12 protein-coding genes and 1 riboswitch are annotated in these 13370 nt (G+C 36.4%); of the genes, 6 read left to right on the top strand and 6 right to left on the bottom strand.

The window, feature by feature from the left end; translation table 11 throughout:
• Positions 1–12: 12 nt before the first annotated feature.
• Genes menH through TY11_RS03875 form a run of 3 tightly spaced genes read right to left on the bottom strand, consistent with a single transcriptional unit; the run spans position 13 to position 3950 of the window.
• The gene (gene menH / locus TY11_RS03885; RefSeq protein ID WP_042143028.1) at positions 13–822 is read right to left on the bottom strand and encodes a 2-succinyl-6-hydroxy-2,4-cyclohexadiene-1-carboxylate synthase; all 810 of its coding nucleotides are present in this window, start codon (positions 820–822) and stop codon (positions 13–15) included.
• Entirely contained in the window at positions 819–2564 is a 1746-nt protein-coding gene (gene menD, locus TY11_RS03880; protein WP_042143026.1) for a 2-succinyl-5-enolpyruvyl-6-hydroxy-3-cyclohexene-1-carboxylic-acid synthase, read from the bottom strand. The genes menH and menD overlap by 4 nt, the downstream gene beginning before the upstream one ends.
• Positions 2565–2567: 3 nt before the next feature.
• Positions 2568–3950 (bottom strand): isochorismate synthase, encoded by a 1383-nt coding sequence (locus TY11_RS03875; RefSeq protein ID WP_042143024.1) that lies wholly within the window; start codon positions 3948–3950, stop codon positions 2568–2570.
• A gap of 182 nt (positions 3951–4132) precedes the next feature.
• On the opposite strand from TY11_RS03875, the gene TY11_RS03870 reads away from it, so the two are divergent.
• Entirely contained in the window at positions 4133–5068 is a 936-nt protein-coding gene (locus tag TY11_RS03870; RefSeq protein WP_042143022.1) for a 1,4-dihydroxy-2-naphthoate polyprenyltransferase, read from the top strand.
• A 34-nt stretch (positions 5069–5102) separates the two neighbouring features.
• Complete coding sequence (locus TY11_RS03865; RefSeq protein ID WP_042143021.1) at positions 5103–5489, top strand: PaaI family thioesterase; 387 nt, start codon at positions 5103–5105, stop codon at positions 5487–5489.
• 34 nt (positions 5490–5523) lie between these two features.
• On the opposite strand, the gene TY11_RS03860 is transcribed toward TY11_RS03865, so the two are convergent.
• The 3 genes from TY11_RS03860 to TY11_RS03840 form a co-directional block, all read right to left on the bottom strand.
• Complete coding sequence (locus tag TY11_RS03860; RefSeq protein WP_042143018.1) at positions 5524–6102, bottom strand: ECF transporter S component; 579 nt, start codon at positions 6100–6102, stop codon at positions 5524–5526.
• A 244-nt stretch (positions 6103–6346) separates the two neighbouring features.
• Positions 6347–6490: riboswitch (FMN riboswitch) on the bottom strand.
• A 544-nt stretch (positions 6491–7034) separates the two neighbouring features.
• Positions 7035–7874 (bottom strand): peptidoglycan DD-metalloendopeptidase family protein, encoded by an 840-nt coding sequence (locus TY11_RS19755; protein WP_052345708.1) that lies wholly within the window; start codon positions 7872–7874, stop codon positions 7035–7037.
• Positions 7875–8503: 629 nt separating this feature from the next.
• Positions 8504–9559: a M20/M25/M40 family metallo-hydrolase gene (locus tag TY11_RS03840; RefSeq protein WP_042143012.1), complete on the bottom strand. Its 1056-nt coding sequence runs from the start codon at positions 9557–9559 to the stop codon at positions 8504–8506.
• A gap of 131 nt (positions 9560–9690) precedes the next feature.
• On the opposite strand from TY11_RS03840, the gene TY11_RS03835 reads away from it, so the two are divergent.
• The 4 genes from TY11_RS03835 (at position 9691) to TY11_RS03820 (ending at position 13335) form a co-directional block, all read left to right on the top strand.
• On the top strand, positions 9691–10245 hold the full coding sequence (locus TY11_RS03835; RefSeq protein WP_042143011.1) for a thioredoxin family protein: 555 nt from the start codon (positions 9691–9693) through the stop codon (positions 10243–10245).
• Positions 10246–10393: 148 nt separating this feature from the next.
• The gene (locus TY11_RS03830; protein WP_042143009.1) at positions 10394–11395 is read left to right on the top strand and encodes a potassium channel family protein; all 1002 of its coding nucleotides are present in this window, start codon (positions 10394–10396) and stop codon (positions 11393–11395) included.
• A 79-nt stretch (positions 11396–11474) separates the two neighbouring features.
• Positions 11475–11843 (top strand): S1 domain-containing post-transcriptional regulator GSP13, encoded by a 369-nt coding sequence (gene yugI / locus TY11_RS03825; RefSeq protein ID WP_042143008.1) that lies wholly within the window; start codon positions 11475–11477, stop codon positions 11841–11843.
• Positions 11844–11985: 142 nt separating this feature from the next.
• Positions 11986–13335 carry a glucose-6-phosphate isomerase gene (locus tag TY11_RS03820; protein WP_042143006.1) on the top strand — a complete coding sequence of 450 codons (1350 nt, stop codon included), beginning with the start codon at positions 11986–11988 and terminating at the stop codon, positions 13333–13335.
• The last annotated feature ends 35 nt before the right edge of the window (positions 13336–13370 follow it).

Genomic DNA, 13370 nt, shown 5'->3' with positions numbered 1-13370 from the left:
CAGGAAAAGTAATTATACTTTCCGATTTGCTAAAATAAACTCCTCTACTAGTTTACCAAAAAACTCCGGTTGTTCCACATGAATTGCATGGCCAGTTTCATGAACAACCTTCAATTCACTGTTTACTAAGGATTTCTCCATCCTTTTATTAATCCCTAAAAATTTCTGATCCAGTTCACCAACCATTAATAACACAGGAATATGAACCTTTTGTAAATCATTCCACCAACTAGGTTGACTACCGGTTCCCATGCATCTTAACGATAAAGCGAGACCTTCTTTTGTTTGTGATAACCTTTCGTTTCGAATAGCTTCACGAACTTCAGTAGGTAATTTTTTTTGTGATTCAAATAGGGGTATATTCTCCCAGAAATCAATAAAAAGTTCTACCCCTCCATGTTCTATCTTTCTTGCCAGTTTTTCATCATTGTCGATTCGCGCTACCCTTTCTTTTTCGGATTCTAGCCCAGGTGAAGCACTTTCTAGTATCAAGGATGTCAACTGTTCCTGAAAGTTCATCGCATATGAAAGAGCGGTTCTCCCTCCCAATGAGTAGCCAACTAAATGAAATTTTTCAATACCATTTTGTTTTAAAACTTCATGGATATCTTGGCAACTTTGTTCCATTAATATGGGTGTCGGTGTTCTTGTCTTTCCATGCCCAGGTAGGTCAATGACGAAGATTTTAAATTTCGCCTTATATTCTTCAATAAATGATGACCAAGACTTCGTTCTTCCTGTAAATCCATGAAGGAGTACAATTACTTCACCTTCTCCATGAATCTCATACCAATAACTTGCATCGCGAATAACCTTTCTCACTCGATCACCGTTTTCAAAATCTCTTCTTCAATGTCACGCCAGATACCTCTGTGCCAATGAAGGTTTTCGGTTCTATCGGTTTTCACTTCCACAACCGATAGACCTTTTTCCTCGTAACTTGTTAGTAGTGCTTCTTTTAACTCACCAACACTTTTCGGATTATGATAGAAACCGCCATACATTTCAATCGCCTGTTGAAATTCAATATTTAAAGGTGTTCCAAATAAAGCTTCAAAATGTTTCTCATGTGCAGCTTGTGGTAAGAAGGAGAAGATTCCCCCACCATTATTATTCACAACTAAAATCGTGATATGAAGGTTGTAATGTTTTGCTGCAAGTAACCCATTCATATCATGGAAAAATGATAAATCTCCTAATAGCAAGGTAACAGGTTGTCCTGATGCAGCAGCGCCAACTCCACTTGAAACCATTCCATCAATTCCATTTGCACCTCGGTTAGCTAATAATCTAAGCTTTTTAGTTCCAGTTAATAAGAAAGTATCGACATCACGAATAGCCATGCTATTACCTACATAAAGACTGCTGTTTTCAGGGACTACTTCAATCAGTTGTTTTACTGCCTCCCCTTCCGATAATGTTTCGTCAGAGGCATGTACTAAATGAGACTTTGCAATATGATTTAACTTTTTCCAAAGTGCGAGCCATTCCGATTCTTCACTTTGCAAATGTGAACCACATTCTAGTAAGTCCGAGCATAATGATATTGGGTCTGCAAAAATAAATTCCGTGGGATTTCCAACTGGTTCTCGGTATCCAGCATTTGGCTCTACAACATATTGCGTAACATCTGGATATTCTTTCACATAAAAAAGATAAGCTTTTGATACAGGCATTGCTCCAAAGCGTAGGATATAGTCTGGCTTCAGTGTTGAACGAATTTTTCCACCTCGTAAAAAAGCATCGTAGCTCTCGATAATATTCTCTGTTGAATGATCACCTGTTCTTAACTGAGATAGTGGGTCTGCAAGTACTGGAACTCCCCAAGCATTCGCAAGTAATGTCACTGCTTCCGCTAAGTCTCCGTCTACTTGGGGGCCACATACGATAACCCCTTTTTTTGTTGAAGTTAATTTATTCGCTAATAGCTTCACGAACTCTTCGGACAGTTTCTTTTTCCCATCATGCCAAATTGTATATGGTTCACGTATTGGCTCGCCCCAAATATTTTCCAATGTAAAATCTGGAATTAATGGTTCACGAAATGGAAAGTTAAGATGAACTGGACCAGGATTTACAGATAGGGCTTGGTTAATTGCACGCGCTGCCCGTGTTCTAGCATACGACAGTAATGTTTCACTTGATTCAGGTAAAGCCATCTCGTGAAAGCTTTTCACATAATCCCCAAAAAGCTTTATTTGATCAATAGCTTGTGGTGCGCCAACATCCCTAAGTTCATGAGGCCTGTCCGCTGTCAGAGCAATTAATGGTACCCTACTCTGGTGAGCTTCTACAATTGCAGGGAAATAATTGGCGGCCGCTGTTCCAGATGAGCAAACAAGTGCCACCGGCCGCTTTGTTTGCTTTGCCAACCCTAAACCAAAAAATGCTGCAGAGCGCTCATCTAAAACAATCCATTCCTTTATATCAGGGTGTTCAGCAAATAAAAGCGCAAGCGGTGTTGAGCGCGAACCTGGGGATATAACAACATCCGTTAAACCACTTTTCGATAGCTCATCTACAAAGTTTGCAATATATCTTGTTAGGTCTTCAGTATGATTCATTTATTATCCCCCTAGGATGGTTAACATCGGTAAAAATTTAATTCTCGTTTCCTCATATTCTGTTTCCGGATCCGATTCCTTTACAACTCCACAACCAGCAAATAGTGAAGCCTTATCACCTTGGATTAGACCTGAGCGAATCGCCACTGCAAATTCCCCATTTTGATAACTATCCACCCAACCAAAAGGAGCTCCGTACCAACCACGATCAAGTAGTTCATGTTCACGTATATATGATAAAGCCTTTTCCCTGGGTTCACCGCCTAAAGCAGGAGTCGGATGAAGTTTCTTGATTACATCAAAAATACTATACCCTTCTTGTAACGCACCACGAACCGGTGTATACAAATGTTGTAGATTCCTTAGTTTATACAGAACAGGTTTATCTGGTATTTGTAATCCCACACAAAATTGCTCAATAGATTTCTTGATCATTTGAACAACGAAATCATGTTCTTCTAAATTCTTCTGGTCGTGTAATAATTGATAACCTATTTCGTTATCCTCTTCCTCGGTTATTCCTCTCGGTGCGGTACCCGCTAAACAAGTTGATAATAGTTCGTTATGCTCAACCTTTACAAGTCGTTCAGGTGTTGCTCCAATAAAACTGTTCTGTTCATTTTCATATGCAAAGATGTAACTGGTTGGTTGTGATTCCATTAAACTCTTTAAAGCTTCCGTAATATTTACCTTTTCAGAAAAAGTTAATTGTAGCTCTCTAGCTAATACTACTTTATCAATAGTACTTTTAGAAATATACTCTGTAGTCTTTTGAACTAAACTTTTCCATTGGTTCGGTTCGACTTCTATTCTATCGATAATACTTGGTGTATGTTGTTGTTTTGCTTGGTAAGTTAAAAGCAATTCTTCCTGTTCCGTTACAATATTGTCTAGTTCTTCCGGTTCATCATTTCCATTTACATGCAATGTCACAGTCAAATAAGTGGCTGTACCATGTACCACTAACATAAATTTAGGAATCCGCAATTCATTCTTGGAAAAAGCATTCCATAAATCGGTACGTGGTTTTTTTGGATCAAAGTCCATTCCCCCAATTGCAGATATACCAGTCCCAGAAACCTTGTATGGATTATGGATGACTGCATCTCTTATCAAAGTCTTCCACTTACTCTCTAATCCCGTAATCCCCGATTGTTCCTCCGTAATGGAAAAAGCATTCCCAATTCCTACCATGGTAAAATCATTTAGTGTACTCATCCAAAAAGAACGATTCATATGTAAATATAATCCCGCTTCAAAAAAATGAAGAGGATTAATCAATTCAATTTTCTTGGTAAAACTAACAAGTTTTGATTCAGAGGAATTTAAATTTCCAATCACTTTTTCCAAAGTAGATTTCAATGTTTCCTCTTTAACCTCTACCATTCCATTAACCTCCAAAAAAGTGCATAATTGTCCAACTCTTATTCTATTCCCTTTTTCATAGTTTCTCAAGAAAACAACTATCTAACCAAAAATCTGGTTAAACAAATGCTTCTACTTAATTGACACCCCCACCCTTTTTGCCTAAACTTAAATATGATATTAAGATTAAGGAGATTCAAGTGATGGCAACAACTAATAAGGATCATATTAAAATAGCCTTAAATGAACGAAATGGCTTTCACGTATGGTGGCGTTTACTTAGGCCACATACACTAACAGCTTCCTTCGTTCCGGTTTTTGTTGGAACAATGATTGCATTAAATACAGATGGTATTAATATACTAGTATTTCTAGCAATGTTACTAGCATCGATGTTAATTCAATCTGCAACAAATATGTTTAATGAATACTATGATTATGTACGAGGTCTCGACTCAGATGAATCAGTAGGAATTGGTGGAACAATCGTACGAGACGGCGTCCATCCGAAAACCGTACTTCGTCTAGCTCTTATATTCTATGGCATAGCACTTTTACTCGGATTATACATTTGTATGGTTTCTAGCTGGTGGATTGCTGTAATTGGACTGGTATGTATGTTATTAGGATATCTATACACAGGGGGGCCACTACCAATTTCAACAACACCATTTGGGGAAGTTTTCTCCGGATTTTTCATGGGGACGGTTATTATTGGAATCAGTTATTATATCCAAACTGGATCCATTAATAGCTTTGTTATTTTCATTTCTATTCCAGTGGCTATTTTCATTGGATGCATCATGCTTTCCAATAACATTCGAGATTTAGATGGGGACGAAAAAGGTGGGCGTAAAACACTCGCTATATTACTTGGAAGAGAAAATGCAGTTCGTTTTCTAGGACTACTATTCTTTGTAGCATTCTTTTTTACCTTATACTTAATCCTTGTTGATGTATTGCCACTATGGTCGCTTATTTCCTTTATTGCAGTAATTCCAGCAGTGAAAGTAGTAAAAGGCTTCAAAGGAAAAACTAATCCATTAGAAATGATGCCTGCAATGGTGTTAACGGGAAAAACAAATACAATTTTCGGATTTTTGTTAGGCTTGTCATTATTAATTTATTTTTTCATCTAAGAACTACTAAAATCACTTATTAGGGGGAGTTTAGATGGAATCGAAAAATTCTTTATTGGAGTCACTTGGAATTGAAACAGTTTCACTGGAAAAAGACCTTGTTATTATGTCAATGCCTGTGGATAAGCGCACACACCAGCCTTTAGGCTATCTTCATGGGGGTGCTAGTGTAGCCCTTGCCGAATCTGCTGCAAGTGTCGGTGCTTGTCTACATGTTGACTTGGATAAATTCCATGTATTTGGTATTGAAATTAATGCAAACCATATTAAAAGTAAAAAAGACGGTGTAGTTACAGCAAAAGCAAAGCCTATCCATGTTGGAAAATCATCGATGGTATGGGAGATTAATATTGTAGACGAAGAGGAAAACTTAATCTGTATTTCAAGATGTACCGTTGCAGTAGTACCGAAAAAAAGCTAATCCAAACAACTGGATTAGCTTTTTTTTATGAGTTTTATGCAAATTTAGCTTGTTGCTGTTCAATCCAGCGACGCATTTTAATAAAGGTTGGTACAAAAAGAAGACCTACAATAATTCCTTTAATGATATTAAATGGTAGAATACCAACCCAAACTAGGCTTAACTTTACAGAATGGGTCATGTCGCCCCATCCCATCATTAATCCATAAACAGGCAATAAAATGAAGTAATTGAATACTCCTAAACCAATCGCCATAATGATTGTCCCAGTAACTAGACCAGAAACAATACTCTTAACACTCTTATATTTATGGTAAAGGATCCCTATTGGTAATACAAGTAAAGCTCCCGCTAAGAAGTTTGCTGTAACCCCAACAATATCTCCACCACCGATAGCTAAATATAAAACATTTTTAATTGCTACTACAACGATACCTGCTACTGGCGAAAAAATAAGTGCTGCCATAATGGCAGGAACATCACTAAAGTCAATCTTTAGATAACTTGGTAATAACGGGAGTGGAAAGTTTATAAAAAATAATAATAACGATACCGCTCCTAATAAGGATAAAATAATAAGTCTTGTTAAATTCGATGATTTTGTTTGCATCATCATTCCTCCTTCATCTTGTTATCGATTCACATCTCGTGATGAAGGAAAGCCTATTCCTTAGAAAAACTTGCATTCGCTCGTCATTTAGCGAATGTGTTAGTTTTTCTTATGCAGGCTGGAAAGAAAGTTATACTTTCCTTTCTGCCAAAAATAAAAACCCTAAAGCCAGACCTAACCGGGGCTTTAGGGTATATAATCATCATAGGAAATAAAGGTACATATATAAATGTACCAATGTACGGCTCGACATCTTCTCCCATCCAGACTTTAACTGTCGGTCCTGGACTTGCACCAGGTCAACCGTTTGATGATGTTCAAACAGCTCACGGACTTTGAACCTTCGTTCATTACCGTCGGTCGGGAATTGCACCCTGCCCCGAAGATGGAATCGATATGTTATTGTATTTTTATCTTAACTCAATTCTACTATATTGGCAATATCTTAGGATTGAATAATTTCGCTTGAGGTTTTTTTCCGTTTAATTTTGATTGTTGTTGACGAGTTTCGTCAACAATTCGTCAACAACTAGTCAACACTATATTATAAAATACTATTTGAATTGTTAGCTCTCTGCTCGAGAGAAAAGTCAATTGGTCATTGTAGGTTCAATTAATAAACCTGGTGTAGATCAATCGGTCATTGATGGCACTGTAGATTAAAGAATTATGGATTTATTGATGAATCTCAACATAGCATGTCAATTGATGGTGGAAAGAATGGGTTACAAGAAATAATTATTGTAAACTTTTTTGGTTTGAATACTACGATTTTTGTATTAAAAGTTAATCACTTTCCAATTAAAATTATAGTTGCTACTATAATAATGAACAACAACAACCACCAATATTTTATTAAGACCTCCTGTTTCCGCAAGAAGACTTTAATAATAAATTCTAGTTACTATAATAAGCTGTGTCTGCTTATTTTTTGTTTATTTAATTACAGCCCCGGTTGAAGGATGCACATAGATATTTACTCTGCCAAAATCTTGAGTTTGAATCGTAACAACATGAGCTTGCGGTTTACCAAGTACTTCATATTGCAATCCACCAAATTTCTTAGGGTTTAAGAAACCTTTTTCATTACCTATTACCGGGGCAACATTTGTCGGATAAACTCTCCAACTAGATTCCGATTTAGGTAGATAAAGAGTCTGTGTTTTCTTCCCACCAGGCAACTTAATCTTTTGCCCTGGAATAATCAAGTTGGGATTTTTAATTCCATTAAGCTGTACCAAAATTGCAACTGTAGTATTGTGAGCCTTTGCAATTTGACTAAGTGTATCGCCAGTACGGACCACATAAACGTTAGTATTCTCTGCAGCATAATAATCATTCAAATATTTAGTAGGTTCCAGAGTTCTTGCTTGCGGATCGTTTACCCACCCTAAAGATGGACTTGATTTCTTACGGACCTCATAATGCAAGTGTGATCCAGTTACGCGTACACCCGTTGCACCTTGTCTACCAATAATATCGCCTTGCCCAACAGCCTGTCCTCTTTGTACAGCCACACTATCCAAGTGCGCATAAACATGGGCACGATTGTTTTTGTCCTGAATAACAACTACATTCCCGTAGCCCCCGACCCCTGTTCCAGAGACACCATTCCCAGCGTATAATACTACCCCACCGACAAATGCTCCTATAGGTGCTTTGTGACTTTTAACTAAGTCAATTCCGTCGTGAAAAGTATTTTTTTCTCTAGTAAATGGATCCGTCCGATACCCGTATGGACTTGTAATGTGGTATCCTAATTTTTCAAATGGCATACTAGCCACCTCCTGATTTATTTTATTTCTTGTTAACAATTTTGGTTTGGTCAAATAACCCTGCAGCAGACAATCCAATCATTTGTCTACTATTTTTTACTAAACATTTTCTCTTGTTTTTTTAAAGTTCTCACTTGAACGCTGTCACTTAATCCCTTAGTTGTCAGGTATTAAGAGCGTTCCAAACACTAGCAAGAACAAGTGGTGGTTTTTAACTTCAGAAAAGCAATATCCTTTTCATGTAGCTCTAATTCTTTGTCTGTACTTGTCAAAAATCCCTTTAGGTTTTATTAAGTAAATCAATCGATTTCTGTAATGGCAAAAATAACAATTTGTTTTAACAAAAAAATAGCGATTCCACCTAAAAATGAAATCACTGTAATTAAGTATGTTATTTCTTGTAAAGTCATCATCTGCTTCCTAATTTAGACATAAAAAAACACTCCTAAACTGGAGTGGCTTTTTGTAGGTTGTAAACACTAAAATTATGTCTTATGCGGCTGTTAAATAGAGTCTGGGGAATACATTGCACCAGAAAAAAACTCCAAATACAGTAAATAAAACAAACATGATATTCAAGTAAAAAGGTAACAGAGCTATGCCTTGTCATCTTTTCTTATGAAACTATATCAATCTAACGGATTCAAACTCTCTTCCCCAGTTAATCCACTTATCATTTCAACCAATAATTCAATTTCTTGATCGATATCAACAAAACTTGCTGTTTCTACTGGCGAATGCATGTAGCGTAGTGGCAAGGATACAAGAGAGACTGGCACACCACGACCTGTGTAACGCATCTTATCTGCATCTGTTCCAGTATGTCTTGGAGTTAGTTCATATTGAACGTCCATTTGTAATTTTTTTGCAGTCTTCTCTAATAAATCATTTATTTTACGATTAATAGGAGCACCTTTAGCTAAGACTGGTCCTTTTTCTAAACGCACATCACCATGCTTATTCTTGTTTACTCCAGGGTAATCCGTAGCAAATGTTACATCACAAGCAATTGCCATGGTTGGTTCTATTCCTGCTGCAGCAAAATATGCTCCCCCCATGTTGGTTTCTTCGTTTACAGTACTAGCTGCATAAACACCTACTGTGCAACCTTTTTTCTTTAATTGGCGAAGAACTTCGGCAACAATAAACGCTCCTGTTCGGTTATCCAATCCTCTACCAGAAACATAACGATCCATTAAGATTTCCGGTTCTGTTTTATAGACAACTAGATCACCAATTTGGACAAATTGTTCAGCTTCCCCTTTCGTCTTAAAGCCACAATCAATAAATAAGTCCTCCAGGTCAAAATCATTTTTCAATCCACCATGATGCTGTGCATTAACACCAATTACTCCTGTAATTGTTTTTCCAAAACCTAGCACATTAGTTTTCATACCAACTGCAGCTTTTGGGTTGATTCCACCCATTTTATCAAAATGTAAAAATCCATATTCATCAATTCGATTTATTACAAGTGCAATTTCATCACAATGTCCGGCTAATAATACTTTAAATTCTGCTTCCGGATTTAGAACACCAATAACATTACCAACATTATCTGTTAAAACTTCATCTGCAAAGCCTTTATAATAATCACGCATTTTCCGTTGAATTGCTACCTCATCACTTGAAGGCGATGGAGTTCTAAGTAATTCTAATAAAAAATCTCGATTTGTTTTTTCCAATCCCGGCAACTCCTTCTAATTTTTCAGATTCATTGTTTTTATCATATCAAATTTATCCGGATCAAGCACTTTTATTTACCCAATTTAAAATAATGATTACAATCAAATTAATATTACAAGGAGGAGTTAACATGACTTTGAATGATTGGTTTGCTAAAGGTATAGCAAGCAAAGAATATATTGATAATATGCAAAAACATCAAGCAGATTTCTTACATATTTATCATTCTTTCACCCTACCTGAGGATGAAGAATTTTTCTCCAAACTAAGAAATAAGAATTTACGAGTTATTGTTATTACAGAAGATTGGTGTGGTGATGCTATGATGAATACTCCAGTTTTACTTCACTTGGCTGAGAAAAACGATATGGAAGTTCGCATGATTCTCCGCGATTCAAACTTAGAACTAATGGATCAATATTTAACAAATGGCAAATCACGCTCTATCCCCATCTTTATTTTCATCGATGAAAGAGGAAATGAAGTTGCTAAATGGGGGCCACGTGCAGAGCCAGTCCAAAATTATGTAGATGAAATAAGAGCAGACCTACCAGATAAAGAAGCAGAAGACTACAAAGAAAAATTTGATGCTATGATCCAAGTAATGTACGGTCAATATAAATCAAATTCAACGTTCTGGAATCAAGTATACCAAAGCCTTAAAACAACATTATCAAACATCTAGTTTTAAACCCCTATACCAAAACGGTGTAGGGGTTTTTATATATCTATGAACGAACTGAGTTTGATGTGTCCTCAATTACAATCAACTTTCAATAGTTTTAATAAAAACGTACATACTAATTAAACACGACTAATAATTAGGTGAGAAAATGAATATTGAGCAATTTAAACACATCTATTTCCGACTCCCAATCCTTATTCGGTTATTTTTAACAATATTACTAGTCATGATGTTATTCGGGACTATCATCCATTATATTGAACCGAAACAATTCCCTACTATCTTTGACGGTATATGGTGGGCAGTTGTTACAGGTGCAACAGTCGGTTACGGTGATTATGTTCCACTTACAAAACTTGGTAGAATCTTGGGGATAATATTAATACTAACTGGGGGAGGATTACTCACCTTCTACATCACACAATTTGCAGCTGCAACCGTCCAACACGAAAATGACTTATCGCGAGGAAAAGTGGCATATAAGGGGAACAACCATATTGTTTTAGTAGGTTGGAATGAACGTACAAGAAATTTAATGGATCGAATCTTAAAGCATGATTCGAAAGCAGAAATTGTCTTAATTGACCAAACCGTTTCCCAGATGTCCTATCAGCACTACCCTGTCCATTTTATCCACGGAGACCCAACCGATGACTATTTTCTACAAAAGGCAAATATTGTAGAAGCATCCAAAGTAGTTATCAGTGCAGACAACCATAAAAGTGAGAAACAAGCAGACAACCAGTCCATACTCACCGTAGTTGCTATCAGAGGGAATAACAAAGATATTCCTATTATTGTAGAAATTATGACCAAAGGACAAATTGACAATGCCGTTCGGGCTGGGGCCAGTACCATTCTAAGACCAAACGATTTCATGAGTGCACTGCTTTATCAGGAAGTGTTAAAGGAGAAGGCAAAACCATTTGAAACAGTCATCCACCTATTAAAGGATCAGCAATTTCATCAATTTAAACTACCTGAGGAATTTGAAAAAAAGCCTTTTATAGAAGTGTTATACAACTTAAAATTAGATGATCGCCTATTATTAGGTATATTGCGACAGGAAAGATGGATACTTAACCCTAGTAAAGATTTTCTGTTACAGAAAGAGGATATATTAATCACATCAATACCATGGAAACCTTAATATATTTTGCCCCAATCCAAAATGTATGGTAAAATTATTTATTGTGTGAAAAGAAACGAAGGTATAGGAGATGTTCAGCATGACAGAGAAATTAGAAGTAGGTCAAATTCTTACTGGAAAAGTTACTGGAATTCAACCATATGGTGCGTTTGTAGCGCTTAATGATGAGATTCAAGGTTTAGTGCATATTTCAGAGGTAACTCATGGTTTCGTAAAGGATATTAACGAACATTTAACAGTAGGTGATGAAGTTACAGTTAAAGTATTAAGTGTAGATGAAGCGAACAATAAAGTTTCTTTATCAATTCGTGCAACTGAAGAAACACCTAAAAAACAAGCAAAACCTCAAGCAAAGAAATCTGTTAAATTAGAAGAAAGCACTTCTGGATTTAACACATTAAAAGAAAAGCTGGAAGAATGGATTGAACAATCCGATTTAAAAAAATAATATTCCAGTTCGGGGCTTCCCCTATCAACATTAGCTTTACTCTAATATTGATAGGAGAAGCCTCTTCTTTGTTGTAATTTAACTGTATGATTGATTACAATAATGTAGAAACTTATTTCTTTACTTTTAAAAGGAGGACCATATGACGCATATACAATTTTCCTATCAGCATGCATTAGATTTCCTAAAGAAGGAAGAACTAGACAACCTATCAGATTTCGTTACAGTAGCCCATAATGCTATACATAATAAAACCGGACCTGGAAATGACTATTTGGGTTGGGTAGAATTGCCAGAGAACTATGATAAAGAAGAATACAGTCGTATTAAGGCTGCTTCTGAAAAAATTAAAAATAACTCCGATATTCTACTTGTCATTGGTATTGGTGGATCATATTTAGGAGCTAAGGCAGCACTAGAAATGTTAAATCATTCCTTTCAGCAGATGCTATCAAAAGAACAGCATAACGTTCCACAAATCATTTTTGTAGGGCATCATATGAGCTCAACTTACATGAAAGAGTTATTTGATGTATTGGAAGGAAAAGATTTCTCAATCAATATTATTTCAAAGAGTGGAACTACCACGGAGCCAGCAATTGCTTTCCGTATTTTCAAGAAATACTTAGAAGAAAAGTATGGAAAAGAAGAAGCTAAAACACGTATTTTTGCCACTACGGATAAAGCTAAAGGTGCTCTAAAAGGGGTTGCAGATGAGGCTGGCTATGAAACATTTGTTATTCCAGATGATGTCGGTGGACGTTTCTCTGTATTAACAGCTGTAGGGCTACTACCAATTGCAGTAAGTGGAATTAATATTGATGATATGATGCAAGGTGCTCTAGATGCAATGAATGATTTCAGTGAGTCAAACCTTGAGAAAAATATCGCCTATCAATATGCGGCAGTAAGAAATATCCTATATAACAAAGGGAAAACAATTGAAATGCTTGTTAATTATGAGCCTAGTCTCCAATATTTCTCTGAGTGGTGGAAGCAATTATATGGAGAAAGTGAAGGAAAAGATCAAAAAGGTATCTATCCCACTTCGGCTAACTTTTCTACTGACCTTCATTCATTAGGACAATACATCCAAGATGGCCGACGTGACTTGTTTGAAACCGTCATCCATGTAAATCAATCCAAATTAGAATTAACACTGGAAGCAGAGGAAAATAATTCAGACGGCCTTAATTATCTAGCCAATAAAACCATTCATGAAATCAATGACAAAGCATACCAAGGTACACTACTCGCTCATACAGATGGGGGCGTACCTAATCTTATCATCGATGTACCTGCACTTGATGCATACACATTTGGTTATCTTGTTTATTTCTTTGAAAAAGCTTGTGCATTAAGTGGATACCTACTAGGTGTTAATCCATTTAACCAACCAGGTGTAGAAGCATATAAGAAAAATATGTTTGCATTATTAGGAAAGCCAGGATTCGAAGCAGAGAAGGCAGAATTAGAAAAACGCTTGAAATAGAAATAAGACAGCTCATTCGTAATGAGCTGTCTTAT

This window comes from Paucisalibacillus algeriensis (genome assembly GCF_000577245.1).
Classification (GTDB): Bacteria; Bacillota; Bacilli; order Bacillales; family Amphibacillaceae; genus Ornithinibacillus.
The sequence above is the reverse complement of the archived record's forward strand: the minus strand, read 5'-3'. Positions and strand labels throughout refer to the sequence as shown.

Excerpts from the sequence above, each read along its gene's own strand:
- menD (WP_042143026.1), bottom strand. The coding sequence starts at position 2,564 with ATGAATCATACTGAAGACCTAACAAGATATATTGCAAACTTTGTAGAT.
- TY11_RS03875 (WP_042143024.1), bottom strand. The coding sequence starts at position 3,950 with ATGGTAGAGGTTAAAGAGGAAACATTGAAATCTACTTTGGAAAAAGTG.
- TY11_RS03870 (WP_042143022.1), top strand. The coding sequence starts at position 4,133 with ATGGCAACAACTAATAAGGATCATATTAAAATAGCCTTAAATGAACGA.
- TY11_RS03865 (WP_042143021.1), top strand. The coding sequence starts at position 5,103 with ATGGAATCGAAAAATTCTTTATTGGAGTCACTTGGAATTGAAACAGTT.
- TY11_RS03860 (WP_042143018.1), bottom strand. The coding sequence starts at position 6,102 with ATGATGCAAACAAAATCATCGAATTTAACAAGACTTATTATTTTATCC.
- TY11_RS19755 (WP_052345708.1), bottom strand. The coding sequence starts at position 7,874 with ATGCCATTTGAAAAATTAGGATACCACATTACAAGTCCATACGGGTAT.
- TY11_RS03835 (WP_042143011.1), top strand. The coding sequence starts at position 9,691 with ATGACTTTGAATGATTGGTTTGCTAAAGGTATAGCAAGCAAAGAATAT.
- TY11_RS03830 (WP_042143009.1), top strand. The coding sequence starts at position 10,394 with ATGAATATTGAGCAATTTAAACACATCTATTTCCGACTCCCAATCCTT.
- yugI (WP_042143008.1), top strand. The coding sequence starts at position 11,475 with ATGACAGAGAAATTAGAAGTAGGTCAAATTCTTACTGGAAAAGTTACT.
- TY11_RS03820 (WP_042143006.1), top strand. The coding sequence starts at position 11,986 with ATGACGCATATACAATTTTCCTATCAGCATGCATTAGATTTCCTAAAG.